Source organism: Citrobacter sp. Ca225, assembly GCF_030337175.1.
Taxonomy (GTDB): domain Bacteria; phylum Pseudomonadota; class Gammaproteobacteria; order Enterobacterales; family Enterobacteriaceae; genus Citrobacter_A; species Citrobacter_A amalonaticus.
This window is the reverse complement of record NZ_JAOWCD010000038.1, coordinates 52,162-78,030: the sequence shown is the minus strand read 5'-3', so window position 1 is coordinate 78,030 and position 25,869 is coordinate 52,162. Positions and strand designations below refer to the sequence as shown.

25 protein-coding genes and 1 tRNA gene are annotated in these 25,869 nt (G+C 53.5%); 13 read left to right on the top strand and 13 right to left on the bottom strand.

What is annotated here, in order from left to right; translation table 11 throughout:
• Positions 1-17 precede the first annotated feature (17 nt).
• Positions 18-105, bottom strand: a tRNA-Ser gene (locus OGW13_RS01155).
• A 274-nt stretch (positions 106-379) separates the two neighbouring features.
• On the opposite strand from OGW13_RS01155, the gene yccA reads away from it, so the two are divergent.
• Both yccA and tusE read left to right on the top strand, forming a co-directional pair.
• Positions 380-1,039, top strand: a complete 660-nt coding sequence (gene yccA, locus OGW13_RS01150; RefSeq protein ID WP_012905355.1) for an FtsH protease modulator YccA — start codon at positions 380-382, stop codon at positions 1,037-1,039.
• A 251-nt stretch (positions 1,040-1,290) separates the two neighbouring features.
• The gene (gene tusE, locus OGW13_RS01145) at positions 1,291-1,620 is read left to right on the top strand and encodes a sulfurtransferase TusE (RefSeq protein ID WP_043001148.1); all 330 of its coding nucleotides are present in this window, start codon (positions 1,291-1,293) and stop codon (positions 1,618-1,620) included.
• Here the strand turns inward: tusE and yccX are convergent.
• A complete protein-coding gene (gene yccX / locus OGW13_RS01140) occupies positions 1,617-1,898 on the bottom strand; it encodes an acylphosphatase (protein WP_043001149.1) in 282 nt (93 codons plus the stop codon). The genes tusE and yccX overlap by 4 nt on opposite strands.
• A gap of 94 nt (positions 1,899-1,992) precedes the next feature.
• On the opposite strand from yccX, the gene rlmI reads away from it, so the two are divergent.
• Together rlmI and hspQ are read left to right on the top strand one after the other, a co-directional pair.
• The gene (gene rlmI, locus OGW13_RS01135; protein WP_044256297.1) at positions 1,993-3,183 is read left to right on the top strand and encodes a 23S rRNA (cytosine(1962)-C(5))-methyltransferase RlmI; all 1,191 of its coding nucleotides are present in this window, start codon (positions 1,993-1,995) and stop codon (positions 3,181-3,183) included.
• A 57-nt stretch (positions 3,184-3,240) separates the two neighbouring features.
• The gene (gene hspQ, locus OGW13_RS01130) at positions 3,241-3,558 is read left to right on the top strand and encodes a heat shock protein HspQ (RefSeq protein WP_042319966.1); all 318 of its coding nucleotides are present in this window, start codon (positions 3,241-3,243) and stop codon (positions 3,556-3,558) included.
• Positions 3,559-3,626: 68 nt separating this feature from the next.
• Here hspQ and OGW13_RS01125 read toward each other — a convergent pair whose 3' ends face one another.
• Positions 3,627-4,040 carry a CoA-binding protein gene (locus tag OGW13_RS01125; protein ID WP_044256299.1) on the bottom strand — a complete coding sequence of 138 codons (414 nt, stop codon included), beginning with the start codon at positions 4,038-4,040 and terminating at the stop codon, positions 3,627-3,629.
• Positions 4,041-4,212: 172 nt separating this feature from the next.
• Here OGW13_RS01125 and OGW13_RS01120 point away from each other — a divergent pair, with 172 nt between their 5' ends.
• Together OGW13_RS01120 and mgsA are read left to right on the top strand one after the other, a co-directional pair.
• The gene (locus tag OGW13_RS01120; RefSeq protein WP_287115480.1) at positions 4,213-4,875 is read left to right on the top strand and encodes a DUF2057 family protein; all 663 of its coding nucleotides are present in this window, start codon (positions 4,213-4,215) and stop codon (positions 4,873-4,875) included.
• A gap of 92 nt (positions 4,876-4,967) precedes the next feature.
• A complete protein-coding gene (gene mgsA / locus OGW13_RS01115) occupies positions 4,968-5,426 on the top strand; it encodes a methylglyoxal synthase (protein WP_044256300.1) in 459 nt (152 codons plus the stop codon).
• Between the two features lie 31 nt (positions 5,427-5,457).
• On the opposite strand, the gene helD is transcribed toward mgsA, so the two are convergent.
• Positions 5,458-7,512: a DNA helicase IV gene (gene helD / locus OGW13_RS01110; protein WP_044265731.1), complete on the bottom strand. Its 2,055-nt coding sequence runs from the start codon at positions 7,510-7,512 to the stop codon at positions 5,458-5,460.
• A 123-nt stretch (positions 7,513-7,635) separates the two neighbouring features.
• Here helD and OGW13_RS01105 point away from each other — a divergent pair, with 123 nt between their 5' ends.
• Both OGW13_RS01105 and yccS read left to right on the top strand, forming a co-directional pair.
• Positions 7,636-8,094 (top strand): YccF domain-containing protein, encoded by a 459-nt coding sequence (locus OGW13_RS01105; RefSeq protein WP_043001155.1) that lies wholly within the window; start codon positions 7,636-7,638, stop codon positions 8,092-8,094.
• Positions 8,095-8,100: 6 nt separating this feature from the next.
• On the top strand, positions 8,101-10,263 hold the full coding sequence (yccS, locus tag OGW13_RS01100) for a YccS family putative transporter (RefSeq protein ID WP_109740139.1): 2,163 nt from the start codon (positions 8,101-8,103) through the stop codon (positions 10,261-10,263).
• On the opposite strand, the gene OGW13_RS01095 is transcribed toward yccS, so the two are convergent.
• Positions 10,217-10,846, bottom strand: a complete 630-nt coding sequence (locus OGW13_RS01095) for a TfoX/Sxy family DNA transformation protein (RefSeq protein ID WP_043001157.1) — start codon at positions 10,844-10,846, stop codon at positions 10,217-10,219. The genes yccS and OGW13_RS01095 overlap by 47 nt on opposite strands.
• Before the next feature lie 217 nt (positions 10,847-11,063).
• Here OGW13_RS01095 and sulA point away from each other — a divergent pair, with 217 nt between their 5' ends.
• Both sulA and ompA read left to right on the top strand, forming a co-directional pair.
• Entirely contained in the window at positions 11,064-11,573 is a 510-nt protein-coding gene (gene sulA, locus OGW13_RS01090) for an SOS-induced cell division inhibitor SulA (RefSeq protein ID WP_043001158.1), read from the top strand.
• A 354-nt stretch (positions 11,574-11,927) separates the two neighbouring features.
• Positions 11,928-12,983, top strand: coding sequence for a porin OmpA (ompA, locus tag OGW13_RS01085; RefSeq protein WP_043001975.1), 1,056 nt, complete (start codon positions 11,928-11,930; stop codon positions 12,981-12,983).
• Positions 12,984-13,059: 76 nt separating this feature from the next.
• Here the strand turns inward: ompA and matP are convergent, their stop codons facing one another.
• The gene (gene matP / locus OGW13_RS01080; RefSeq protein WP_043001159.1) at positions 13,060-13,512 is read right to left on the bottom strand and encodes a macrodomain Ter protein MatP; all 453 of its coding nucleotides are present in this window, start codon (positions 13,510-13,512) and stop codon (positions 13,060-13,062) included.
• 185 nt (positions 13,513-13,697) lie between these two features.
• Here matP and OGW13_RS01075 point away from each other — a divergent pair, with 185 nt between their 5' ends.
• On the top strand, positions 13,698-15,458 hold the full coding sequence (locus OGW13_RS01075) for an AAA family ATPase (RefSeq protein ID WP_287115478.1): 1,761 nt from the start codon (positions 13,698-13,700) through the stop codon (positions 15,456-15,458).
• Between the two features lie 68 nt (positions 15,459-15,526).
• Positions 15,527-16,045 carry a bifunctional 3-hydroxydecanoyl-ACP dehydratase/trans-2-decenoyl-ACP isomerase gene (gene fabA / locus OGW13_RS01070; protein ID WP_013097260.1) on the top strand — a complete coding sequence of 173 codons (519 nt, stop codon included), beginning with the start codon at positions 15,527-15,529 and terminating at the stop codon, positions 16,043-16,045.
• A gap of 95 nt (positions 16,046-16,140) precedes the next feature.
• Here fabA and rmf read toward each other — a convergent pair whose 3' ends face one another.
• The 6 genes from rmf to rlmKL form a co-directional block, all read right to left on the bottom strand.
• Positions 16,141-16,308, bottom strand: a complete 168-nt coding sequence (gene rmf / locus OGW13_RS01065) for a ribosome modulation factor (RefSeq protein ID WP_042320000.1) — start codon at positions 16,306-16,308, stop codon at positions 16,141-16,143.
• A 257-nt stretch (positions 16,309-16,565) separates the two neighbouring features.
• On the bottom strand, positions 16,566-17,129 hold the full coding sequence (pqiC, locus tag OGW13_RS01060) for a membrane integrity-associated transporter subunit PqiC (RefSeq protein ID WP_287115476.1): 564 nt from the start codon (positions 17,127-17,129) through the stop codon (positions 16,566-16,568).
• Positions 17,126-18,766: an intermembrane transport protein PqiB gene (pqiB, locus tag OGW13_RS01055; protein WP_044256306.1), complete on the bottom strand. Its 1,641-nt coding sequence runs from the start codon at positions 18,764-18,766 to the stop codon at positions 17,126-17,128. Before pqiB ends, pqiC begins: the two co-directional genes overlap by 4 nt.
• Before the next feature lie 4 nt (positions 18,767-18,770).
• Positions 18,771-20,024: a membrane integrity-associated transporter subunit PqiA gene (gene pqiA / locus OGW13_RS01050; RefSeq protein WP_043001163.1), complete on the bottom strand. Its 1,254-nt coding sequence runs from the start codon at positions 20,022-20,024 to the stop codon at positions 18,771-18,773.
• A 14-nt stretch (positions 20,025-20,038) separates the two neighbouring features.
• The gene (locus tag OGW13_RS01045) at positions 20,039-21,946 is read right to left on the bottom strand and encodes an ABC transporter ATP-binding protein (protein WP_130098076.1); all 1,908 of its coding nucleotides are present in this window, start codon (positions 21,944-21,946) and stop codon (positions 20,039-20,041) included.
• A gap of 12 nt (positions 21,947-21,958) precedes the next feature.
• Entirely contained in the window at positions 21,959-24,067 is a 2,109-nt protein-coding gene (gene rlmKL / locus OGW13_RS01040) for a bifunctional 23S rRNA (guanine(2069)-N(7))-methyltransferase RlmK/23S rRNA (guanine(2445)-N(2))-methyltransferase RlmL (protein ID WP_287115475.1), read from the bottom strand.
• 97 nt (positions 24,068-24,164) lie between these two features.
• On the opposite strand from rlmKL, the gene OGW13_RS01035 reads away from it, so the two are divergent.
• Positions 24,165-25,274, top strand: a complete 1,110-nt coding sequence (locus OGW13_RS01035; RefSeq protein ID WP_287115474.1) for a YcbX family protein — start codon at positions 24,165-24,167, stop codon at positions 25,272-25,274.
• On the opposite strand, the gene zapC is transcribed toward OGW13_RS01035, so the two are convergent.
• Complete coding sequence (gene zapC, locus OGW13_RS01030; RefSeq protein WP_043001167.1) at positions 25,271-25,813, bottom strand: cell division protein ZapC; 543 nt, start codon at positions 25,811-25,813, stop codon at positions 25,271-25,273. The genes OGW13_RS01035 and zapC overlap by 4 nt on opposite strands.
• Positions 25,814-25,869: the final 56 nt, after the last annotated feature.

Here is a 25,869-nt window from a genome sequence, read left to right as displayed (position 1 = left end):
TAACCCCTTGTTTAATCTGGCGGAAGCGCAGAGATTCGAACTCTGGAACCCTTTCGGGTCGCCGGTTTTCAAGACCGGTGCCTTCAACCGCTCGGCCACACTTCCGGAATGAGGCGCACTATAAACATCCCGATGCGCTGTGTAAAGCCCGAATGTGTTCGTTTGCCTGAAAAACAGTCAAAATGTTGTTAATAGCCTGAAATAACAACAGATTGACCATTTATTCAGCACAATACTCATGCTTTATCAGCTATTCACTGTTACCCACGATGAAACCTGATTTAGATCAAATGAGTAAAGATGGGTAAAAGCGCTGTGTCGTCGTCTGTGTTTTCATTATCCTCCATCATTAATTACATCTGTCATAAGAGAGTGACTCATGGATCGTATTGTTAGTTCATCACATGACCGTACATCGCTACTTAGCACGCACAAAGTACTGCGTAATACCTATTTTCTGCTGAGCCTGACGCTGGCATTTTCGGCGATCACCGCCACCGCCAGCACCGTGCTGATGCTGCCTTCTCCGGGTCTGATTCTGACGCTGGTGGGGATGTACGGGCTGATGTTCCTGACCTATAAAACGGCGAACAAGCCAAGCGGTATTATTTCCGCGTTTGCCTTCACTGGTTTCCTCGGTTATATCCTTGGGCCGATTCTGAACGCTTACCTGTCCGCTGGAATGGGCGACGTGATCGGGATGGCGCTGGGCGGCACCGCGCTGGTGTTTTTCTGCTGCTCCGCCTACGTGCTGACCACCCGCAAAGACATGTCCTTCCTCGGCGGCATGCTGATGGCCGGTATTGTGGTGGTACTGATTGGTATGGTTGCTAACATCTTCCTGCAACTGCCAGCGCTGCACCTGGCGATCAGCGCGGTGTTTATCCTGATTTCTTCAGGCGCAATCCTGTTTGAAACCAGCAACATCATCCGTGGCGGTGAAACCAACTATATCCGCGCAACGGTTAGCCTCTACGTTTCGCTGTACAACATCTTTGTCAGCCTGCTCAGCATTTTGGGCTTCGCCAGTCGCGATTAACGGCAATCCGGCATGACACCCGGCCCCGCTTATGCGGGGCTGAGACTACTGACAAAGAAGGAAAAAACGTGGTTTTTCCTTCTTTGTGGTTATCAGCCGAAAAATCAATGAATTGATTTTCCAGGTTTTTAATGAGGTGATCTCTGCTTGTCCGGTATTGTGATGAGCCCTGTCATCCCTCTCGGCCCCGCTTATGCGGGGCTTTGTTTTTTGGTAAACTGCCGCCAGGTTGTCTAACGCAGTGAAGAATTATGTTGATCTTTGAAGGTAAAGAAATCGCTACCGACGCCGACGGCTATCTGAAAGATAGCGCGCAGTGGAGCGAGCCGATGGCGGTGGTCATTGCTGAAAACGAGGGAATTATCCTCTCCCCGGAACACTGGGAAGTGGTGCGTTTTGTGCGCGACTTTTATCTGGAGTTTAATACCTCGCCTGCGATTCGTATGTTAGTCAAAGCGATGGCGAATAAGTTTGGCGAGGAGAAAGGCAACAGCCGTTATCTGTATCGTCTGTTTCCAAAAGGCCCGGCAAAACAGGCCACTAAAATTGCTGGCCTGCCAAAACCGGTGAAGTGTATTTAATAACGAATACTAAAACCGGTAAACGCCTCTCGAGGACGGTGCGGTTCACTCAGGACTCTGTCTACCCGGGCAGAACGCGGGCCGCCGTCCTTGAGCCATTTCAGTAATTTGTCGACCTGCTCCGCTTCGCCGCTGGCAACCACCTCCACGCTGCCATCATCCCTGTTCCTGGCGTAACCGGTTAAGCTCAGACGCCGTGCCTCCTGCTGCGTGGTATAGCGAAATCCCACGCCCTGAACCCGGCCATAAACCCACGCGATAATGCAGACTCTCGACATTGTTATTCTCCTTCACATCCTCGGGCGCGTTGCAAATCCGGGTAAAACTCAGGACAATGGCGCCCATTTCTTTGATTCGACAGAACCGTTAATTATGAGTGTACGTTTAGTGTTAGCCAAAGGGCGCGAAAAATCATTACTTCGCCGCCATCCGTGGGTCTTTTCTGGTGCCGTTGCCCGTATGGAAGGTAAAGCCAACCTCGGTGAAACCATCGACATTGTTGACCATCAGGGTAAATGGTTAGCCCGTGGCGCCTTTTCCCCGGCGTCGCAAATCCGCGCACGCGTCTGGACCTTCGACAAGAACGAGTCTGTCGATATCGCCTTCTTCACCCGCCGTCTGCAACAGGCGCAGCAATGGCGCGACTGGCTGGCGAAAAAAGATGGTCTGGACAGCTATCGTTTGATCGCCGGAGAATCCGACGGCTTGCCGGGCATAACCATCGACCGCTTCGGTCATTTCCTGGTGCTGCAACTGCTCAGCGCTGGCGCGGAATATCAGCGTGCCGCATTGATTAGCGCGCTGCAAGCGCTCTACCCGGAATGTGCGATTTATGACCGTAGCGATGTCGCGGTACGTAAAAAAGAGGGGATGGAGCTGACGCAAGGCCCGGTCACCGGTGAGATCCCCCCTGCACTGCTGCCAATTGAAGAGCACGGTATGAAGCTGCTGGTGGATATTCAGGGCGGTCACAAAACCGGTTATTACCTCGATCAGCGTGACAGCCGTCTGGCGACGCGCCGTTATGTCGAAAACCAGCGGGTGCTCAATTGTTTCTCCTACACCGGAGGTTTTGCTGTTTCTGCACTGATGGGCGGTTGCCGTCAGGTGATCAGCGTCGATACCTCCCAGGAAGCGCTGGATATTGCGAAACAGAACGTTGAACTCAACAAACTCGATCTCAGCAAGGCAGAATTTGTCCGTGACGATGTCTTTAAACTGTTACGAACCTATCGCGATCGTGGCGAAAAGTTTGATGTCATCGTGATGGATCCGCCGAAGTTTGTCGAAAACAAAAGCCAGTTGATGGGGGCATGTCGGGGTTACAAGGATATCAACATGCTGGCGATCCAGTTGCTGAATCCGGGCGGCGTGCTGTTGACGTTCTCCTGTTCCGGCCTGATGACAACAGATTTATTTCAGAAAATCATCGCCGATGCCGCAATTGATGCAGGGCGTGATGTACAATTTATAGAGCAGTTCCGTCAGGCCGCCGATCATCCCGTGATCGCTACCTACCCGGAAGGGCTGTATCTGAAAGGGTTTGCCTGTCGCGTCATGTAACTTGAAAAGTGGAATTTTACCCTCATATCGAGAGTAATGATTTCCCGGGAGGTGACTATGATTGCCAGCAAATTCGGTATCGGCCAGCAGGTCCGCCATTCCCTGTTAGGATATCTCGGAGTGGTCGTGGATATCGACCCGGTCTATTCGCTTGCAGAGCCGTCACCTGATGAGTTGGCGGTCAACGACGAGCTTCGCGCCGCTCCGTGGTATCACGTGGTGATGGAAGATGATGACGGTCGTCCAGTGCATACCTATCTTGCCGAAGCGCAGCTAAGCAGCGAAACGCAGGACGAGCATCCTGAACAGCCTTCGATGGATGAGCTTGCTCAGACCATTCGTAAACAGTTGCAGGCCCCTCGCCTGCGTAACTGATCCTTACCAGGGCCCGATGGCGCATTGCTTCTCGGGCCTGTCTTCTTTCGGCCGCCAGACTCGTCGACTTACTTCGTTAACCCCAGTCGTGGGATCTCAATCGCCGGGCAGCGATCCATCACCACCATCAATCCCGCTTCGCGCGCCAGCACCGCAGCCTGCTCATTAATCACGCCCAATTGCATCCACAGCGTTTTCGCGCCAATCGCAATCGCTTCCTGAGCGACGCCCCATGCCGCTTCTGAATTACGGAACACATCCACCATATCCACTTTTTCCGGCACGTCCGCCAGCGTCGCGTAGCCCTTCTGCCCTAACAAGGTTTTACCGGCAACCTTCGGGGAAACCGGAATCACGTGATAGCCCTGATCGAGTAAATACTTCATCACGCGGTAGCTTGGACGGTCAGGCTTATCGCTTGCGCCAACCAATGCAATGGTTCGGGTCGAGGTTAAAATGCCAGCAATATCGGTCTCTTTCATCATCATTCTCCAGGCTGTTTTGCAAAGTGTACGACAATCCTGACAACCCAACCATGCGTCCCACCCGTAAGTATGAGAGCAAAACGCCAAAATATGTCTATATGTTAGTAAACATGATTATCGAAAAATTTTGATACATTCTTACCCGGCGGTCCTTGGACAGGAGAACCCTATGAAAACCGGCACTGTGACCCTGATGATAGCCCTCTGCTTGCCGGTCACGGTTTTCGCTACCACTCTTCGTCTTTCAACCGACATTGACCTGCTGGTACTGGACGGCAAAAAAGTCTCCAGTTCACTCCTGCGCGGCGCGGACAGCATTGAGCTCGATAATGGGCCCCATCAACTTGTTTTTCGGGTTGAGAAGACAATCCGCCTCCCCAGCCATGCAGAACAGCTCTACATTTCCCCGCCGCTGGTGATCAGTTTTGACACTCAGCGCGTGGAGCAGGTTAATTTTCACCTTCCGCGCCTGGAAAGCGACCGCGACGCCAGCCATTTTGACGTGGCGCCACGGCTGGAATTACTGGATGGCAATGTGATGCCGATCCCGGTACAACTGGATATCCTCGCCATTACCTCAAAAACTAAAGCCATTGATTTTGAGGCAGAAACGGAGCGCTACAATAAATCGGCAAAACGTGCTTCCTTACCCCAGTTCGCGACGATGATGGCCGACGACAGCACTCTGCTTTCGGGGGTCTCAGAACTGGATACCATCCCGCCGCAATCTCAGACGCTCACAGAACAGCGTCTGAAATACTGGTTTCGCCAGGCGGACCCGCAAACGCGTAATAGCTTTCTGCAATGGGCGGAGAAACAGCCCTCGTCCTGATGTTTTGTTCCGTCCGGCTTTTTTTTCGTCTTTCTCTTGCAGCATCAGGCACATTCAGTACTCTGTAGCAAAACCCACAATGGAACTGAATGATGGAACTGACGACTCGCACTTTGCCGGCGCGTAAGCACATTGCGCTGGTTGCACACGATCACTGCAAAAAGATGTTGATGAGCTGGGTAGAACGCCACCAGCCGTTGCTGGAAAAACATGTGCTCTACGCCACCGGGACGACCGGAAATCTTATTCAACGCGCGACGGGTATGGACGTTAACGCCATGCTGAGCGGTCCGATGGGCGGCGATCAGCAGGTTGGCGCGTTGATTTCTGAAGGGAAAATTGATGTGCTGATTTTCTTTTGGGATCCGCTTAACGCGGTTCCGCACGATCCGGATGTGAAAGCGTTGCTGCGCCTGGCGACCGTCTGGAATATCCCTGTCGCCACCAACGTCGCCACGGCGGATTTCATTATCCAGTCGCCACACTTCAATGATGCCGTTGACGTGCTCATTCCGGACTATCCGCGTTATCTGGCTGAACGCCTCAAGTAATCCCGCGCAGGCGACGGGCGTCGCCTGTTGCTTACGGTTTTCTTACCACCGGCACGTCCAGGTCTTTGAGATCCTCCACGAAGCGTGAGGGGGTCGCTTTGTTGTACAGCAGCCAGACCCGATGGCGGGCGCGGGTCAGGGCAACGTAAAGCAACCGCCGCTCTTCCGCATCCGGAAAATCTTCCACAACCGGCAGCAACGCCTCTTCCATGATGGATTCACGCGCCGGTGCCGGGAAACCATCGCTCCCTTCCTGTAGCCCGACAATGATAACGTAATCCGCCTGTTGCCCCTTGCTGGCGTGGATGGTCATGAAATCAAGTTGCAGCTTAGGCCAACGGGTTGCCGCCTTTTCGAGACTGGCCGGTTTCAGATGGTGATAACGCGCCAGCACCAGAATCCGCTCGTCGGCTTTCGCATAACCGGAAAGCTTATCCAGCAACGCATCAAGCTGCGTGTCATCCAGCAACGTAACGGCTTTCTTATCTCCCGTCGTCAGACTATTAAGCGGTTTCTTGAGCTGATGTGGGTTCTGCTGAATAAAGCGGTTAGCGATTTCGCCAATGCGATTGTTGAAACGATAAGTGGTGTCGAGATCGCAACGGTCACCGTCGCCGAAGGTCTGATGAAACGCAGTCGTTAAGGAAAGCTGCGCGCCGCTAAAACGATAAATAGCCTGCCAGTCATCCCCGACGGCGAACAACGTGGTATGGCTATTTTGCTTACGCAATGCAGCCAGCAGCGCGGCACGCTGCGGGGAGATATCCTGAAATTCATCCACCAGAATATGCTTCCACGGACTGACAAAACGCCCTTTTTCCAGAATCACAATGGCTTGATGAATCAGACCTGAAAAATCGACGGCGTTTTCCGCTTTCAGCGCACTTTTCCAGGCTTTCAGCAATGGCGCCATCAGCTTCACACGCTTTCCAAACAGATCCCGAATCTCCTCCGGTGCGCTGGCAATCATCTCCGCCTGGGCTCCGCCATGCATGCGCATCAGGCTCACCCAGCGATCCAGACGCGAGGCAAGACGCCGCTGTAATTTTTCATCGTCCCAGAAATTGCCTTCCGGCACCGTCCACGCCATCTCCTCTTCCAGCCACTGTCGCCAGCCCTTCGCCTGCGCTTTTTTCTCGCTGCATTGTTGACGCCAGGTGCTGATGAATAGTTTATTTCGCGCGGCGGTGTCATTTTCAAGCTTACTGATGGTCGGTACTTTTTTGCTGCCCTGCTGAATGATGTGCAGCGCCAGGGCATGGAACGTCCGCGCCGTTATCTCCTCGGTATGCAGCCGCTCACGAATACGCTCATCCATCTCCTGCGCCGCTTTGCGACCAAAAGCCAGTAGCAGGATCTGTTCTGCGGCCGCTTCGCCCCGCGCCAGCAGCCAGCCCGCCCGCGCCACCAGCACGGATGTTTTACCGCTACCGGCCCCAGCCAGCACCAGCAAAGAATGTTCGCCATTGACGACCGCTCTGGCCTGAGCCGGATTGAGCGGTGACGATTCCACCTGCTGGAAAAAATCGGCGTATTCCGTCAACATCGTTTCGGTATACGCCTGGTTATGCTGCAGGCGACATGCCTCGATATCTTTCAGCCACGCCTGGCACTGTCGCAGCGCATCGCGACAGTTCTCAAACTCTTCCAGCCGATTAACCGGTAACGGCAGCGCAGCAAACGCCTGCAGGATCTGTTGCTGTAATCCCGTCGTTTGCTCGCGCGTCAGCCAGGCATTTTGCTCGGTTCGGGCCGCAATCAAATCCAGTTGCTCCTGCAGTACGCCAGCCGCAACTTCACTCATTTCCTGGCTCCACTGCTGCCAGCGGCTATGCAGATGGTGATGGAAGCGCTGAGTTTCTGCCCACTCTGTGCCATGCAGTCGCACCACTTTTTCGTCCGGCAGCACAAATTCCAGCTCACCCCACACCAGCCCGCGCTTACAATGAATCGCCAGTAACTGATTGAAGGGAATGAGATATTCATGGCGATCGCCCGATACCTTAATGCCGGCATTAAGGATCACCGCCCGATCGTACGGGTGTTGCGCCAGACGTTTACCAATAGACGTTGCTTTCAGTTCCATGACTCAGCCGATCCAGACAAAGCGTATTTCTTCTCAGTGTAACCGCCAGAGAATACGTGCTCCAGCCCAAAAAAACGTTACAATTGCCGGAAATCACAGAAAACCAGAATCAATCGAGGGTTTATGCGTACCGTTCTGAATATTTTGAATTTTGTGTTGGGGGGTTTTGCCACCACGCTGTCCTGGTTCCTGGCAACGCTGGTCAGTATAGTGCTGATCTTCACCCTGCCGCTCACCCGCTCATGCTGGGAAATCACCAGGTTGTCGCTGCTGCCTTACGGAAACGAAGCGGTTCATGTTGATGAACTGGATCCGGCGGGTAAAAGTGTGCTGATGAATACGGGCGGGACGCTGCTGAATATTTTCTGGCTGATCTTCTTCGGCTGGTGGCTGTGTCTGATGCACATCGCCGCAGGTATCACCCAGTGCATCACGATCATTGGTATTCCGGTTGGCATTGCGAACTTTAAGATTGCCGCGATTGCACTCTGGCCAGTGGGACGTCGCGTTGTCTCCGTAGAAGTTGCACGTGCAGCACGCGAAGCGAACGCCCGTCGCCGTTTTGAGTCATCAGGACGCTAAGTCAGTATGTTAAGTCCCCTGCTTCGCCGCTATACCTGGAACAGCACCTGGCTGTATTACGTGCGTATTTTTATCGCCCTCTGCGGAACAACAGCGCTGCCCTGGTGGTTGGGTGATGTCAAACTGACCATCCCCCTGACGCTGGGGATGGTGGCAGCAGCGCTGACCGATCTGGACGATCGTCTCGCGGGTCGTCTGCGCAACCTGATCATTACGCTAATCTGCTTTTTTATCGCCTCTGCGTCAGTCGAGCTACTGTTTCCTTACCCATGGCTGTTCGCCATCGGACTGACGCTCTCTACCAGCGGTTTTATCCTGCTCGGCGGTTTAGGGCAGCGTTATGCGACGATTGCCTTTGGCGCATTGCTGATCGCCATTTACACCATGCTTGGGGCGTCGTTGTACGCCCAATGGTATCAGCAACCGCTTCTGCTGCTGGCGGGCGCTATCTGGTACAACGGGCTGACGCTTATCGGTCATTTGCTGTTCCCAATTCGTCCCTTGCAGGACAATCTGGCACGCAGCTATGAGCAACTGGCGCACTATCTGGAGCTGAAGTCACGGCTTTTTGACCCGGATATTGAAAATGAAAGCCAGGCACCGCTTTATGACTTAGCGCTGGCCAACGGCCAACTGATGGCGACACTGAATCAGACGAAAGTGTCCCTGTTGACTCGCCTGCGCGGCGACCGGGGGCAGCGCGGCACACGGCGAACTCTGCATTACTACTTTGTGGCGCAGGATATTCATGAGCGCGCCAGCTCCTCGCATATTCAATACCAGACGCTACGTGACCATTTCCGTCACAGCGACGTGATGTTTCGCTTTCAACGCCTGATGTCGATGCAGGGCCAGGCCTGTCTGCAACTGTCGCGCTGTATTTTGTTGCGCGTCCCCTATCAGCACGATCCGCATTTTGAACGCGCCTTCACGCATCTCGACGCCGCGCTTGAGCGAATGCGGGCAAACGGCGCCTCCGCCGATCTGCTGAAAACGCTGGGATTTTTACTGGCTAATTTGCGCGCCATCGATGCACAACTGGCAACAATTGAATCAGAACAGGCGCTGGCTATGCCGCGTAACGAATCGGAGAGCCAGCTCGCCGATGACAGTCCGCACGGGTTCAGCGATATCTGGCTGCGTCTGAGTCGTAACTTTACTCCCGAATCGGCGCTGTTTCGCCATGCGGTCAGGATGTCTCTGGTTCTGTGCGTCGGCTACGCGATCATTCAGATAACCGGTATGCATCACGGTTACTGGATCCTGCTGACCAGCCTGTTTGTTTGTCAGCCAAACTACAACGCCACGCGGCACCGCCTGGCGCTGAGGATTATCGGTACCCTGGTCGGGGTGGCGATTGGTATCCCGATTTTATGGTTTGTTCCGTCGCTGGAAGGTCAGCTTATTTTACTGGTGATCACCGGCGTTCTGTTCTTTGCCTTTCGCAACGTCCAGTATGCCCACGCCACTATGTTTATCACGCTGCTGGTTCTGCTGTGCTTCAACTTGCTCGGCGAAGGGTTTGAAGTCGCCCTCCCCAGGGTGATTGATACGCTCATCGGCTGCGCCATCGCTTGGGCGGCAGTGAGCTTTATCTGGCCGGACTGGCGTTTCCGAAACCTCCCGCGAGTGATGGAAAGAGCGACCGATGCAAACTGTCGCTATCTTGACGCCATCCTGGAGCAGTACCATCAGGGACGCGATAATCGACTGGCATATCGGATTGCCCGTCGCGATGCCCATAACCGCGATGCTGAGCTGGCCTCCGTGGTGTCGAATATGTCCAGCGAGCCCGACGTGACGGCACAAACACGTGAGGCCGCGTTCCGTTTGCTCTGCCTCAATCATACATTCACCAGTTATATTTCTGCTTTAGGTGCGCATCGTGAGCAACTCACCAACCCCGACGTGCTGGCTTTGCTGGACGATGCGGTCTGTTATGTCGATGATGCGCTGCATCATCTCCCGGCCGACGAAGCGCGCGTGCAGCAAGCTCTCGCCGAACTGAAACAGCGCATTCAGCAGCTTGAGCCACGTCCGGACAGCAAAGAACCACTGGTGATTCAGCAGGTCGGTTTACTGGTGGCCCTGCTGCCGGAAATGGGGCGGCTACAGCGGCAAATCACTCACTCTTCTCCACCGACATCGGCACCGGTGAAAGCGACTTAACCCACAGAGCAAGCTCCTGGCGGCGTATTGCCGGGAGCGCCGCTTCATGGATACCATAAATAGCCCCTTCAAGATTAAACAGCACCTTGTCAGTGATGGATTTGTTCATTTGTCGCAGTCGCAACCAGCACATTTTAGCGCCCAGCATTCGCAGGGTGGCGACGTCGTAGATCCCCGCTTCATTCAGCAAACTCTCCAGATGAAAGGTCATATTGGGGAGATCCTTAAGCCGCTGCTGAGAACTACGGGACAACTTCTCTTGCAACGCGGCATCCAGCGAAAACTTCGACAACTGGATCAACTGTTGCTGGTCGCGCCAAAGAGTGTCATCAACCTGATAATAATTAAGCATGACCGGACGCCCGCGTTTAAGAAACGTCAGCCAGACCGGGGAATGTTGCACGCAATACTGTACGCTTTGCTCACAGGCACGCAGATAGAGCTCCCCATTGGCAACCATCGCAAAGACGGTATTCCTGATTGTCAGACTGTAACTGCCAAACAGTGAGCGGAAGTGGATCGTCCCCAGAGAAGATAAATATTCCTGTGATTTATAGATCCTGTCATAGGAGTGAATTTTCATAAAATTCCCTTTTAAATCATAAACTAAAAGAATGATTTGCCGTCACGAATCCGTTAATGACGAAAATAGGCAACTTATTCTCAAGGGGCAAGCTGAATTTCGTTTTTACCGCTACCATGAATAAAAATTGCGAGTCTCTTTCCGAAAATAAAGTTGATCTTTCACGACATCAGAGTTACTGTACATCCATACAGTAACTCACAGGGCTGGATTGATTATGTACACTTCAGGCTACGCAAATCGTTCTCCGTCATTCTCTTCCACATCGAACACGATGGCGCGCGTCTCTTCCGAGAAAGTGTCCACCGGGCTTATCAGCGAAGTGGTCTACCGCGAAGACCAGCCCATGATGACGCAGTTACTGCTGTTACCGCTTCTTCAGCAGCTAGGACAGCAATCGCGCTGGCAGCTCTGGCTGACGCCACAGCAGAAGCTGAGCCGTGAATGGGTTCAGTCTGCCGGGCTTCCGCTGACTAAAGTGATGCAAATTAACCAACTGTCCCCCTGCCATACGCTGGAATCAATGGTTCGTGCATTGCGCACGGGCAACTACAGCGTGGTAATTGGCTGGCTAACAGAAGAATTAACAGAAGAAGAACATGCTGAATTGGTTAAGGCGGCAGATGAAGGAAATGCGATGGGATTTATCATGCGTCCCGTGAATGCACACACCCATGCCACGAGACAGCAAACCGGGCTAAAAATTCACTCAAATTTGTATCATTGAGTAAATTTAGGATTTATCCTGGAATTTTTTTTCCTCCTCGACCTTCACATTGAGGACTAACGTTTTTTTTCTGTGAACGCTTGGCGCACGCGGTTCCCGCGAAATCTGGCGATAAATTCTGATGCGCCAAATGTTAAATATTATGTATACAAGTTTTTTTTTTCATATGCCTGACAGAGTTCACACTTGTAAGTTTTCAACTACGTTGTAGACTTTACATCGCCAGGGGTGCTCGGCGTAAGCCGCAGATATCGGTAGAGTAACTATTGAACTACTCCCCCGGTGAAGGATTTAACCGTGTTATCTCGTTGGAGATATTCATGGCGTATTTTGGATGATAACGAGGCGCAAAAAATGAAAAAGACAGCTATCGCGATTGCAGTGGCACTGGCTGGTTTCGCTACCGTAGCGCAGGCCGCTCCGAAAGATAACACCTGGTACACTGGTGCTAAACTGGGCTGGTCCCAGTACCATGACACTGGTTTCATCAACAACAATGGTCCGACCCACGAAAACCAACTGGGTGCCGGTGCGTTCGGTGGTTACCAGGTTAACCCGTATGTTGGCTTTGAAATGGGTTACGACTGGTTAGGTCGTATGCCGTACAAAGGCGACAACATCAACGGCGCTTACAAAGCTCAGGGCGTTCAGCTGACCGCTAAACTGGGTTACCCAATCACTGACGATCTGGACATCTACACTCGTCTGGGTGGTATGGTTTGGCGTGCAGACACCAAGGCTAACGAACCTGGTGGCGCTTCCTTTAAAGACCACGACACTGGCGTATCCCCAGTATTCGCAGGTGGTGTTGAGTACGCAATTACTCCTGAAATCGCTACCCGTCTGGAATACCAGTGGACCAACAACATCGGTGACGCTAACACCATCGGTACTCGTCCAGACAACGGTCTGCTGAGCGTAGGTGTTTCTTACCGTTTCGGTCAGCAGGAACAAGCTGCTCCGATCGTAGCGCCGGCTCCGGCTCCGGCTCCTGAAGTACAGACCAAACACTTCACTCTGAAGTCTGACGTTCTGTTCAACTTCAACAAAGCGACTCTGAAACCAGAGGGCCAGCAGGCTCTGGATCAGATGTACAGCCAGCTGAGCAACCTGGATCCGAAAGACGGTTCCGTAGTGGTTCTGGGCTTCACGGACCGCATCGGTTCTGACGCTTACAACCAGGGTCTGTCTGAGAAACGTGCTCAGTCTGTTGTTGATTACCTGATCTCTAAAGGTATCCCGGCTGACAAGATCTCCGCACGTGGTATGGGCGAATCCAACCCGGTTACTGGCAACACCTGTGACAACGTGAAAGCTCGCGCTGCACTGATCGACTGCCTGGCCCCGGATCGTCGCGTTGAGATCGAAGTTAAAGGCATCAAAGACGTTGTAACTCAGCCGCAGGCTTAAGTTTCCGTCTTATGAAAAAACCCCGCGTTGCGGGGTTTTTTTTGGCTGTCAGCAAAACAGCTTTAATGAATACCAGTCACTCTTTGCCTAACAACGCCTGCAGATCCTGCTTTAGCGAAGACATCTTGTTAGCGTACTTCTCTTTATTCTCTGCATCTTCAATCAGCTGCACTACGGTCTCAGATAGCGTTTTGCCTCGCCGCTGTGCCAGCCCTGCCAGTCTCTGCCAGACAATAAATTCCAGATCGATAGATTTCTTTCGTGTGTGCTGATGCTCGGCATTGAAATGACGTTTACGCCGTGCGCGTATCGTCTGTTTCATGCGGTTTTGCAGCGCGGGACTCATATGTTCGTCAATCCAGAGATTGACCCGCACCGGTTCATTTTCCAGCGTAAGCAACAAATCCACGGCCTCCTGGGCTGCACTGGCCTCCACATAACGGGTTATTAATTCCCCTTCGCGATGCTTCTTCACCAGGTACTTCCACTTCCAACCGCTTTCAAGATTCTCAAGTTGTTGATATTTCATGGCGATCTCAATGTTACCGTGTCACTCCTATCAGAATATCAGCTTTTTTAGCATCTGAAGAAAAGAATCTTCAGGCTGTGAGCCACTCTGCAGCCTCCTGTGCGTTTGCCATCGCATTCCACGTGTGAAGCGCGGACGGTTACGCTATAATCGCGTCTTTTACAACAGACTAAAAAACATCAACTTTGACCATTACGAAACTTGCATGGCGTGATCTTGTCCCTGATACCGAAAGCTATCAGGAGATTTTTGCACAGCCACATGTCACTGAAGAAAACGACACATTACTGAGTGATACTCAACCACGTTTGCAATTTGCCCTGGAGCAATTGTTACAGCCCAGAGCCTCATCCCCTTTCATGCTGGCCAAAGCCCCCGAAGAGCTTGAGTATCTTAATCTTCTTGCCGATGCCGCACGTGCCTTGCAGCACAATGCCGGTCACCTGACGGGAGGTCATTACGAGATCTCTGGTCACACGATTCGCTATCGTGACGCTGAGCGGGAAGAGGATAATTTTTCTACCTTATCTCAGGTGGTGATTGCCGACTGGGTTGAGGCAGAGCAACTGTTTGGCTGCCTGCGTCAATTCAACGGCGACATCACGTTACAATCGGGACTGGTTCACCAGGCCAATGGCGGCGTGCTGGTTATCTCGCTGCGCACTCTGCTTGCACAACCGCTACTGTGGATGCGCCTGAAAGCGATTGTCAGCCGCGAACGCTTTGACTGGGTAGCCTTTGATGAATCACGTCCGCTACCAGTCTCTGTGCCGTCTATGCCGCTTAAACTGAAGGTGCTGTTAGTCGGTGAGCGCGAATCGCTGGCGGACTTCCAGGAGATGGAGCCCGAACTGGCCGAGCAGGCGATTTATAGCGAATTCGAAGATAACCTGCAGATTGTGGATGCAGAATCCATGACGCAGTGGTGCCAGTGGGTAACGTGGACCGCGAGACATAATCAGTTGCCTTACCCGGCACCCGACGCCTGGGAAGTGCTGGTTCGCGAAGCGGTGCGCTATACCGGCGAACAGGATACGTTACCGCTCAATCCGCTGTGGATCATCAGGCAGTTCACGGAAGTCGCGCCGCTGTGCGAAAGCGAAACCTGCAGCGGTGAACAACTTAGCCTGATGCTTGCTCAGAGAGCGTGGCGTGAAGGGTTCCTGGCTGAACGCATGCAGGATGAGATCCTCCAGGAACAGATTCTGATCGAAACCGAGGGTGAGCGCGTGGGTCAGATCAACGCCCTGTCGGTGATTGAGTTTCCGGGTCACCCTCGCGCCTTCGGTGAACCTTCTCGCATTAGTTGCGTCGTGCACATCGGCGATGGCGAGTTCACGGACATTGAGCGGAAAGCAGAACTTGGCGGTAATATTCATGCTAAGGGGATGATGATCATGCAGGCGTTCCTGATGTCGGAACTCCAGCTCGAACAACAGCTCCCCTTCTCGGCTTCACTCACGTTTGAACAGTCCTACAGTGAAGTCGATGGCGACAGCGCGTCCATGGCGGAACTGTGTGCACTCATCAGCGCCCTGTCAGATGTGCCGGTAAATCAGAACATCGCTGTTACCGGGTCGGTCGATCAGTTCGGTCGAGCCCAGCCGGTTGGTGGTTTAAATGAAAAAATTGAAGGCTTCTTCGCGATTTGCCAACAGCGTGAACTGACGGGTAAGCAAGGGGTGATTATCCCTTCTTCTAACGTCAGACACCTGAGCCTGCAACCCGCACTGTTACAGGCCGTTGAAGAAGAGAAGTTCACTATCTGGGCGGTAGATGACGTGACCGACGCATTACCGCTGCTGTTAAATCTGGTGTGGGATGGCGAAGGCCAGATGACGCTGATGCAGACTATCCAGGAGCGTATCGCCCAAGCGACGCAACAGGAAGGACGTCACCGTTTTCCATGGCCGCTGCGTTGGCTGAACGGTTTTTTTCCTAACTGATCGGACTTGTTCAGCGTACACGTGTTAGCTATCCTGCGTGCTTCAATAAAATAAGGCTTACAGAGAACATGGTAGATAAACGCGAATCCTATACAAAAGAAGACCTTCTTGCCTCTGGTCGCGGTGAGCTGTTTGGTGCGAAAGGCCCACAGTTGCCTGCTCCTAACATGCTGATGATGGACCGTGTCGTCAAAATGACCGAAACGGGCGGCAACTTCGACAAAGGTTATGTTGAGGCAGAGCTGGATATTAATCCGGATCTTTGGTTCTTCGGATGCCACTTCATCGGTGATCCGGTCATGCCGGGTTGCCTGGGACTGGACGCCATGTGGCAGTTGGTTGGATTCTACCTCGGCTGGCTCGGCGGTGAAGGCAAAGGCCGCGCGCTGGGCGTAGGCGAAGTGAAGTTCACCGGTCAGGTGTTGCCTTCTGCGAAGAAAGTGACCTACCGTATCCACTTCAAGCGCATCGTAAATCGCCGCCTGATCATGGGTCTGGCAGATGGTGAAGTGCTGGTGGATGGTCGTCTGATTTATACCGCAAACGATCTGAAAGTCGGGCTGTTCCAGGACACCTCTGCGTTCTGATGCCAACCGGGTGAATGACCAGACAGCGTCATTTATCACAGGTCATAAAAGGCGAAACCTCCGCACTGCGGAGGTTTCTTTTTAAAGAGACAGAATCAGGCCATTACCACCCTGTCAGCCATGGCTTCTCGCCAGCCTCCTAGCCAGTACGACCTCTGATTCAGCGTCTGATAGGGACACATTTCTTTTGAGCGTCCGGCAATACCGGCCTGATAACCACGTTGATGTGCCCGTTCCAGGCGATCTCGTTTTTGTCTCTTCATGCCTCGTTTCCCTCATACTTAATATCTGGTGGAAAAGATAACAGTGATTACGAAGTGTGCAATCACACTAAACGAATACCGCGAATCCCCGGTTCCGTCAATGCGCAAAATTCACACAGGTGTCATATTTGTGAGCTAGTGAAAAACTCGGTTGTACAAAAAATGTGAACCGGAACAAGTTCCTGGCCCCTCTTTATGGCCAAAAAAAACCGCCTCAAACGCACGGTCTGAGACGGTTTTATTTACAAAATTTTAAACTATGGGATGCGCTTCAGCTCCTGAGCGATCGCCGCCGCTTCCTGACTCCAGACGTTCGCCAGCACTTTCACCATTTCATCGTAACCGTCCTGTGTCTGTACGGCTTCAATGTGGAACGGACGCTTAATGAGACGTCCCTGATGGTTTAGCAGCCACTCACCGCTGACCACCACTTTGCCATCATAACGACCGTGGAAGCCGGTGACCATCACGTTGAGCGTGTCCTGCACGCTGCCTAACGGTTGAGACGCCACCACCCAACCCGGCAATTGTGTACTCAGATTGGCAACCAGCGTATTGCGCAACTGTTGATCCAGCGGACTGGCCCACAGATTATTATTGGCGATCACGTACTGTACATCGCTGGTCTGATAGACCACGCCATTGCCGGCCAGATAATCCGGCACTGCAACTTGCTCGACCCACAGCAGACGGTTCCCCTGGCTTGCGGTACTCTGCACGCCACCTTGCGCAACAGGAAGCTGGTAATAGCTTTTGTTATCTCCACTGGTACTGCATGATGTCAGCCAGAACGCCATCGCCACCACTAGCCACTTTTTCATTGTTTCGCCCTCTTCGGCTCTGGATCTTTCTTGTCCTTCGCTTCAAACACCAGCGCGTTACTCTTGTCATTCAGCGTTTTCAGCACCGGCTGTAGCTCGCGGAGCACCTGATCAAGACGTTGCATATCGGCCACCATCTTGTTGTAGGCTGCCGAACCCGGCTGGAAGCCCTGCATGCTGCGATTCAGTTCACGCAGAGTATTCTGCATATCTGCCGGCAGTTGTTGCATAGACTGACTGGACGTAATCTTGTTCATGTTATCCAGTGTCGTTTGCAGATGTTTCATCGTGCGCTGGCTTTCACTCAACGTATTGGTGGCCTGCTCAATCATCGGGTTCAGCGGCAGATTGTTGATCTTATCCAGCGCTTCCATCAGCCGCTGCTGAATTTGTGCCAGACCGCCGCTCACCGTCGGGATGATCTGATAACCGTTAAACTCGCGAATGCCGGTAATCGGCGGCTCTTTTGGATAGAAGTCCAGATCGACATACAACGCCCCGGTCACCAGGTTCCCGGTTTTCAGCGAGCCGCGTAAGCCCCGCTTCAGCAGGTCGGCCAGATGAGCGCCCACGTCGGTATCTTCGCCCAATTGCGCTTTCAGACGCTCGGGTTCAATGCGCACCAGCACAGGAATACGGTAATCGTTGTTAAACACCTGACGCATATTTGGTGCAAAGAACGGCACTTTACTCACCGTCCCCAGACGAATACCGCGGAACTCCAGCGGCGCTCCCGGTTGCAGACCGCGGATCGAATCTTTGAAGAACATCAGGTAATCGATGTGCTCGGTGAACAGCGAATCCTGGATGCTTTTCTGATCGTCATACAGGCTAAAGGCGGCCTTCTCGGCAACCGGCTGACCCTGCTCAAGCCCTTCAGGTACGTCAAAACTAACACCTCCGCCAAATAACGTCGTCAGCGAGCCCATTTCTACCCGCATGCCTGCGGACGTCAGATCCACGGCAATCCCGCTGTCTTTCCAGAAACGGACGTTGCTGGTGACCAGGCGATCGTTAGGTGCATTAATAAACAGCTGATAGCTGATGCTGCGTTTTTGTGGATCAAAAGTACTGGTTTCCACCGATCCGACGCGATAGCCACGGAACAGAACCGGATCGCCGGGACTAAGCTGACCGGCTTTTTTACTGTCGAGCACCACGCGGATCCCCTTGGCATCAGGCGGCGCCAGCGGCGGCGAATCCAGCAGATCATACTTTTCCAGTTTGTTACCTTTATTACCCGGCTGCAGTTCGATATAAGCGCCAGAAAGCAGCGTCCCTAAGCCGCTGATCCCTTCACGTCCAACCTGTGGCTTCACCACCCAAAACACGGAGTCTTTGTGCAGCAGTTTTTCCATACCGGCGTTCAGGCGCGCTTTGATTTCAACATGCGTCAGATCGTCGGTCAGCGTGGCGCTTTCGACGACACCCACGTCAACGCTGCGGCTTTTGATAGTGGTTTTTCCGCCCTCGATGCCCTCGGCATTGGTGGTAATCAGGGTCACAACCGGTCCCTGATGGCTGTAGTGATAGAACAGAACCCATGCCCCAATCAGCGCAGTGACGATGGGAAAAATCCACACGGGAGACCAGTTTTTTACCTTCTGGATTTTGGCTTCCCCACTTTTAGATTCCATGTTATCAGGACTCCTCATGGCCTGGTTCTGGTTCACGATCCCACGACAGACGCGGATCAAATGTCATCGCAGAAAACATTGTCATAATGACGACTAAAGCAAACATTAATGCACCCATTGCTGGATAAATATTCATCAAACCTCCCATGCGCACCAGCGCAGAGAGCACGGCGATAACAAACACATCAATCATTGACCAGCGACCTACAAACTCCACCACTTCATAAATCAGGTGCATGCGTTCACTGTCACGCTTGCCATGCCCTTTGGCGTCCCAGCACAGCCAGGCAATGGCGATCATTTTTAGCGTCGGCACCATAATACTGGCGATAAAGATCACCGCCGCGACCGGATAAGAGCCTTCACTCCAGATTAAAACCACCCCTTCAAGAATGGTGGAAGGCAGTTTCGACCCCAGTAAATCGGTGATCATGATCGGCAAAATATTCGCTGGAAGATATAGCATGATCGACGTGAACAGTAATGCCAGCGTCCATTGCAGGCTGTTTCTGCGGCGCACATACCCTTTCGTTTCGCAGCGCGGGCAAAGATGCTCATCCGCCGGAAGGATCGCCGTACAGCAGGAACAAGAGCGTAATCCCTGACGAATGCCGGGAACGCCAGGCGTTAACGTCTGTTTAATCACGGGCATAGGGGCGATGTCGTCCCACAGCCAGCGACGGTCAACACACTGAAACGCGCGGAGTTGCAGAATGCAGAAGAAGCACCAGGGGATAAAGCTGCTGCCGACGCCGATATCGCCGTATGCCATCAGTTTGACGAAACTTACCAGCACGCCCGCGAGAAAAATTTCCGCCATTCCCCAGCTCTTTAGCTGAAACAGAATGCGAGCCAGTTGGGCTTTGAGCCTTGCGGGCATTTGTACCCGATTCACCAACAACAGAATGGTTAACAGGCAAAATGCGGGAACCAGTTGAACGAAGAGTAAAAAGAACGTACCGAGACTGGCGTAATTTTCCGAAAACAGGACACCAGGGATTTGCATCAGGGTCACTTCACTGCTCACCCCAGCGACATTCATATTCACAAAAGGGAACAGATTCGATAAAAGCAACATAAACAACGCGACTAACGCATAGGCAGTGGGACGCTGTCTCGGCGCGTCCCACATCACCGTCAATGTTGTGCCACATCTCGGGCATGCCGCTTTCTGCCCATGCTCAAGGTGGGGCAATGCCACCAGCATGTCACACTGCGAGCACAAAATGTGCTTTGCGGCATGATGATGTTCGCACATGGTGTGCTCCTTAATTATGCACCATTCTTTAACGCTTCAAGATACTCCCAGCGCTCAAAGGCCTGCTCAAGTTCTTGCTCTGCATTTGCCAGATCGGCCAAAACCTGTTGTGTCTGCTCATGAGGCTGGCTGAAAAACGCGGCGTCGGCAACCTGTGCCTGCAGGGCTTCCAGCTTCGCTTCCAGTTCTTCCAGCCGTTGCGGTAACTGTTCCAGTTCGCGCTGCAGTTTATAGCTTAGTTTGCTACTGGCGCGTTTTACAATTTCTGCTTTCGGGGCAACCACTTCCTCAGTTTTTTTCGCCGCTGGCTGTTTAAACGCCAGATGCTGTTCCTGTTGACTGCGTGCATCATGATAGCCGCCGACATAACGGCCGATTTTCCCGTTGCCTTCGAAAATCCAGCACTCGGTCACCGTATTGTCGACAAACTGACGATCGTGGCTCACCAGTAACACGGTGCCCTGATAACCATCAATCAGCTCTTCCAGCAACTCCAGCGTTTCGACGTCGAGATCGTTCGTTGGTTCATCGAGAATCAACAGATTGCTGGGTTTCAGAAAAAGACGCGCCAACAGCAGACGATTTCGCTCACCGCCAGACAGTGCGCGTACCGGGGTCATCGCCCGTTTCGGATGGAACAAGAAGTCCTGCAAATAGCCGAGCACATGGCGCGGTTTGCCGTTAACCATCACTTCCTGCTTACCTTCGGCGAGGTTGTCCATCACCGTCTTGTCTGGATCCAGTTCGGCGCGGTGCTGGTCGAAATAAGCGACTTCCAGTTTCGTACCGACGTGAATACGACCGCTGTCCGGCGGCAACTGGCCTAACATCAGCTTCAGCAGCGTGGTCTTACCGCAGCCGTTAGGACCGATCAGGGCAATTTTATCGCTGCGCTGTACCTGAGCTGAAAAGTCTTTCACCAGCTGTTTGCCGTCGACCTGGTAATCCACGTTCTCCATTTCGAAAACGATCTTACCGGAGCGGGTCGCCTCTTCGACCTGCATCTTCGCGGTGCCCATCACTTCGCGGCGTTCGCTGCGTTCGCGGCGCATCGCTTTCAGCGCCCTCACGCGGCCTTCATTACGGGTACGACGGGCTTTAATGCCCTGGCGGATCCACACCTCTTCCTGCGCCAGCTTGCGATCGAACTCGGCGTTCTGGAGTTCTTCGACGCGCAGCGCCTCTTCTTTCTCCACCAGGTATTGATCGTAATTCCCCGGGTAGGTCACCAGCTTGCCACGATCGAGATCGACAATGCGGGTCGCCATATTGCGAATAAAAGAACGGTCGTGGGAGATAAAAATAATCGTCCCATTGAACGACTTCAGGAACCCTTCCAGCCAGTCAATGGTTTCAATATCGAGGTGGTTGGTCGGTTCATCCAGCAGCAGAACGCGCGGATTACTGACCAGCGCACGACCCAGCGCGGCTTTACGCAGCCAACCACCGGACAGCGACGACAACGCGGCATTAGGATCCAGTCCTAACTGCGCCAGCACCTCATTGATGCGGTTTTCCAGTTGCCACAGATTGTGGTGATCGAGCTGCTCCTGCACTTTTGCCAGCTCATTTAAGTTTCTGTCGCTCGGATCGGTCATCACCAGACGCGAAATTTCGTGATATCGCTTAAGGTAGACCGCCTGTTCTTCGATGCCTTCCGCGACAAAATCGTAAACGGTGCCTTCAATATTGCGCGGAGGATCCTGTTGCAAACGGGCAACGATCAGATCCTGCTCATAAATAATGCGCCCATCGTCCAGACCCTGCTCACGATTGAGGATCTTCATTAACGTTGATTTGCCGGCGCCGTTACGGCCCACCAGACAGACGCGTTCGTTATCTTCGATATGCAGTTCTGCATTATCAAGAAGCGGCGCGTCGCTGAACGACAGCCATGCGCCATGCATACTGATTAATGACATTTACTTATCCTTTCAGGCCGCGGTAATCAACCAGCAGTTGTGGATTTGACGGTTACGGGCAAAGTCCTGGGAAAGCGTTTTTTGGGTGATTTCTTGTGCTTTCAGCCCCAGCGCCGCCAGTCCGTCAAGATCCATACGGAATCCGCGTTTATTGTTGGAGAACATGATCGTGCCGCCTTTACGCAGCAGACGTTTCAGATCTTTCATCAGCGCCAGGTGATCGCGCTGAACGTCAAAGGCATCCTCCATCCGTTTCGAGTTGGAGAACGTCGGGGGATCGATAAAAATCAGATCAAACTGTTCATTAGCTTCACGCAGCCAGGCCAGACAGTCGGCCTGGATCAGGCGATGCGCGCGTCCGCTCAAGCCATTCAGACGCAGGTTGCGCTCTGCCCACTCAAGATAGGTACGCGACATATCGACCGTCGTGGTGCTGCGCGCGCCGCCTAAACCTGCGTGCACACTGGCGCTGCCGGTGTAGGAAAACAGGTTAAGGAAGTCTTTGCCGTTGCTCATCTGCCCCAGCATCCGTCGCGCAATACGGTGATCGAGGAACAGTCCGGTATCCAGGTAATCGGTCAGGTTCACCCACAGGCGAGCGTTGTATTCGCTTACCTCGATGAATTCCCCCTTCTCGTTCATCTTCTGATACTGGTTTTTCCCTTTCTGCCGTTCACGGGTTTTCAGCACCAGCTTGTTCGGCGCAATCTCCAGCACCGACAAGGTGGCGGCGATGATGTCGAACAGTCGCTGACGCGCTTTCTGCGCATCGACAGTTTTCGGCGGAGCGTACTCCTGAATCACGACCCAGTCGGCGTAGCGATCGACCGCTACGTTGTATTCAGGCAGATCGGCATCGTACAGGCGGTAGCATTCAATCCCTTCCTGACGCGCCCATTTTTCCAGTTTCTTGATGTTTTTACGCAGACGGTTGGCATAGTCTTCCGCCACCGTTGCCGGTTTGCTGTCCGGCGTGCTTTCCGCTACATGGTAGTTTTTCTGCACACAGTCCAGCGGGCCGTTTTTCGCTTTGAATTGTTTGTCCGCGCGCAGTTGCAGGCTGCTTAGCAAATCCGGTGAGGCGCTGAACAAAGAAAGGTTCCAGCCGCCGAACTGGTTCTTCATGGTGCGTCCCAGCAGGCTGTGCAGCGCAATCAGCGCCGGCTCGCTGTCCAGACGTTCGCCGTAAGGCGGGTTGCTGATCACCGTCCCGTAAGGACCTTTCGGCAGCGGATTGCTCAGCTTCGCCACGTCTTTGACTTCGAAGGTAATCAGTTCGCCAATCCCTGCGCGACGGGCGTTGCTGCGCGCGCGTTCGATCACTCGGGCATCACTGTCAGAACCGTAAAAACGCGAGGTATATTCAGCCAGACCTTTGCGGGCGCGGGTTTGCGCTTCCGCCTTCACGTCCTGCCAGATAGCGTCATCATGCTGCGCCCAGCCGCTAAAGCCCCAACGCCCACGGTGTAAGCCCGGTGCGCGATCGGTTGCCCACATCGCCGCCTCAATCAATAGCGTGCCCGAACCGCACATCGGGTCGAGCAATGGAGTTCCCGGCTGCCAGCCAGAGCGCATCACAATCGCCGCCGCCAGCGTCTCTTTGATCGGTGCCAGACCGGTGCGATCGCGATAGCCGCGCAGATGCAGACCATCACCGCTTAAATCCAGCGCAATGCTGGCCGTGTCTTTATTCAGCCAGACGTTTACGCGGATGTCGGGCGATTCGCGATCGACATTCGGACGCGGCAGATTTTTACGCGTGAAGGCGTCAACAATCGCATCCTTGACTTTCATCGCGCCGTACTGGCTATTGCGAATGGTGTCGTTCAGCCCGCTGAAGTGGACAGCAAAGGTCGCACCCGGATTAAACATTGCCGTCCAGTCGATGGCCAGCACACCAAGGTAAAGGTCTAAGTCACTGTAAACTTTGCACTCACCCAAAGGTAAAATAATGCGCGAGGCCAGGCGACTCCACATCAGGCTCTGGTAAACAAGCTGGGTGTCGCCCTGGAAATGGACCCCACCCTGAACCACCTGACACTCCACGGCGCCGAGGCTTTCCAGTTCAGTTTTTAACAGCTCTTCCAGCCCACGGGCCGTACTGGCAAACAAAGAATTCATAGCGTCACTTATACTCGAAGAAAATTGCTGCGCATTATAGCTAATATGGGCGCTATGTCATAAAGTTGAAGGCTTATTTCTTTCGAGGGACTGTACCGTGTTGACGTTATCCAGACTTTTCATCCACCCCGTCAAATCAATGCGTGGCATTGGGCTGACCCACGCTCTGGCAGACGTCAGCGGTCTGGCTTTTGATCGTATTTTTATGGTTACCGAAGCCGATGGCACCTTCATCACAGCGCGTCAGTTTCCACAAATGGTGCGCTTTACCCCCTCGCCCCTGCACGATGGCCTGCATTTGACCGCGCCTGACGGCAGCAGCGCGCTGGTGCGGTTTGCTGATTTTGCCGCCCAGGATGCGCCGACGGAAGTCTGGGGCAACCATTTTACCGCGCGAGTCGCCCCCGATGCGATTAATCAGTGGCTTAGCGGCTTCTTCTCCCGCAGCGTGCAACTGCGTTGGGTGGGACCACAGTTGACCCGGCGGGTTAAACGCCACGCGGGCGTGCCGCTCTCTTTTGCCGATGGTTTCCCGTATCTGCTGGTGAATGACGCTTCGTTGCGCGATCTGCAGCAGCGCTGCCCGGCGGGGGTGCAGGTTGAACAGTTCCGCCCCAATATCGTGGTCTCTGGTGCTACGGCATGGGAAGAAGACAACTGGAAAGTGATCCGCATTAGCGAGGTTATCTTTGATGTGGCGAAACCGTGCAGCCGCTGTATTTTTACCACGGTCAGTCCGGAAAAAGGGCAAAAGCATCCCTCCGGTGAGCCGCTGGCAACGCTGCAAACCTTCCGTACCGCGCCGGACAATGGCGATGTCGATTTTGGGCTGAACCTGATCGCCCGTAATAGCGGCGTGATTCGCGTGGGCGATGAAGTGGAGGTTTTATCGACCGGTCCGGCTCGCGTTTATGGCGCCGCCGACACCGGGGAGACGGTTGAAGTCGCGCAGCAACCGAATGCGACGGTCACCATCGACTGGCAGGGACAGGCGTTTCAGGGGAACAATCAACAGGTATTGCTTGAGCAACTGGAAAACCAGGGGATCCGGGTACCCTATTCGTGTCGGGCGGGAATTTGCGGCTGCTGTCGTATCAAACTGCTGGAAGGCGAAGTGAACCCGCTGAAGAGATCGGCACTTGGCGATGATGGCACCATCCTCAGCTGTAGCTGCGTGCCAAAAACCGCGCTGAAGCTGGCGCGTTAAACCGCCTGTTCCAGGCTGAAGCTGTGCGGACGAAACGACGGCTTCAGTCGGTCATTCATTATTTTAATCGCATCACCAAGCTGCATCGTCCGCCCGGCCACAACCACCCCGGGTTGCGCCAGCAGGCACAGCGCCGCATTTTCGCCAGGCTCTACCACTAACAGATTGATTTGTTCCTGGGTATCGCTCAGCCAGACACAAGCCGCATCGCCAGTGCCGGGTACCCAGTTTTCGCCGTGCGCCACAAAGTGCCAGCTTTTCGGCATTTGGGGTTTCAGATAGCGAATGGCCACCAGCGCATTGAGCACCAGCTCAGCTTTCTGGTCTTTAGAGAGCTCAAGGTCGCGGCACTTTTCTTCAAAGGAGAAGTACAGCGCGGCATCGTCAACGCAAAAACCGGACGGTGAGAATGCATCCGGGGTGAGCATTTTGCGGGCAAAACGCGAGCGAAATAACATGCCATTGGCTAAATCGAGCATCATTCGGTCATGCTCTTCGTCATAATACCAGCGCCAGTTATCGTCAGGTTTAATTCGCATTGTTTTCTCTCCCCTCTCCATCGCCCCGTTGCAAAATTGTCCTTTTTCGCCGCTTC

Excerpts from the sequence above, each read along its gene's own strand:
- yccA (WP_012905355.1), top strand. The coding sequence starts at position 380 with ATGGATCGTATTGTTAGTTCATCACATGACCGTACATCGCTACTTAGC.
- tusE (WP_043001148.1), top strand. The coding sequence starts at position 1,291 with ATGTTGATCTTTGAAGGTAAAGAAATCGCTACCGACGCCGACGGCTAT.
- yccX (WP_043001149.1), bottom strand. The coding sequence starts at position 1,898 with ATGTCGAGAGTCTGCATTATCGCGTGGGTTTATGGCCGGGTTCAGGGC.
- rlmI (WP_044256297.1), top strand. The coding sequence starts at position 1,993 with ATGAGTGTACGTTTAGTGTTAGCCAAAGGGCGCGAAAAATCATTACTT.
- hspQ (WP_042319966.1), top strand. The coding sequence starts at position 3,241 with ATGATTGCCAGCAAATTCGGTATCGGCCAGCAGGTCCGCCATTCCCTG.
- OGW13_RS01125 (WP_044256299.1), bottom strand. The coding sequence starts at position 4,040 with ATGAAAGAGACCGATATTGCTGGCATTTTAACCTCGACCCGAACCATT.
- OGW13_RS01120 (WP_287115480.1), top strand. The coding sequence starts at position 4,213 with ATGAAAACCGGCACTGTGACCCTGATGATAGCCCTCTGCTTGCCGGTC.
- mgsA (WP_044256300.1), top strand. The coding sequence starts at position 4,968 with ATGGAACTGACGACTCGCACTTTGCCGGCGCGTAAGCACATTGCGCTG.
- helD (WP_044265731.1), bottom strand. The coding sequence starts at position 7,512 with ATGGAACTGAAAGCAACGTCTATTGGTAAACGTCTGGCGCAACACCCG.
- OGW13_RS01105 (WP_043001155.1), top strand. The coding sequence starts at position 7,636 with ATGCGTACCGTTCTGAATATTTTGAATTTTGTGTTGGGGGGTTTTGCC.
- yccS (WP_109740139.1), top strand. The coding sequence starts at position 8,101 with ATGTTAAGTCCCCTGCTTCGCCGCTATACCTGGAACAGCACCTGGCTG.
- OGW13_RS01095 (WP_043001157.1), bottom strand. The coding sequence starts at position 10,846 with ATGAAAATTCACTCCTATGACAGGATCTATAAATCACAGGAATATTTA.
- sulA (WP_043001158.1), top strand. The coding sequence starts at position 11,064 with ATGTACACTTCAGGCTACGCAAATCGTTCTCCGTCATTCTCTTCCACA.
- ompA (WP_043001975.1), top strand. The coding sequence starts at position 11,928 with ATGAAAAAGACAGCTATCGCGATTGCAGTGGCACTGGCTGGTTTCGCT.
- matP (WP_043001159.1), bottom strand. The coding sequence starts at position 13,512 with ATGAAATATCAACAACTTGAGAATCTTGAAAGCGGTTGGAAGTGGAAG.
- fabA (WP_013097260.1), top strand. The coding sequence starts at position 15,527 with ATGGTAGATAAACGCGAATCCTATACAAAAGAAGACCTTCTTGCCTCT.
- rmf (WP_042320000.1), bottom strand. The coding sequence starts at position 16,308 with ATGAAGAGACAAAAACGAGATCGCCTGGAACGGGCACATCAACGTGGT.
- pqiC (WP_287115476.1), bottom strand. The coding sequence starts at position 17,129 with ATGAAAAAGTGGCTAGTGGTGGCGATGGCGTTCTGGCTGACATCATGC.
- pqiB (WP_044256306.1), bottom strand. The coding sequence starts at position 18,766 with ATGGAATCTAAAAGTGGGGAAGCCAAAATCCAGAAGGTAAAAAACTGG.
- pqiA (WP_043001163.1), bottom strand. The coding sequence starts at position 20,024 with ATGTGCGAACATCATCATGCCGCAAAGCACATTTTGTGCTCGCAGTGT.
- OGW13_RS01045 (WP_130098076.1), bottom strand. The coding sequence starts at position 21,946 with ATGTCATTAATCAGTATGCATGGCGCATGGCTGTCGTTCAGCGACGCG.
- rlmKL (WP_287115475.1), bottom strand. The coding sequence starts at position 24,067 with ATGAATTCTTTGTTTGCCAGTACGGCCCGTGGGCTGGAAGAGCTGTTA.
- zapC (WP_043001167.1), bottom strand. The coding sequence starts at position 25,813 with ATGCGAATTAAACCTGACGATAACTGGCGCTGGTATTATGACGAAGAG.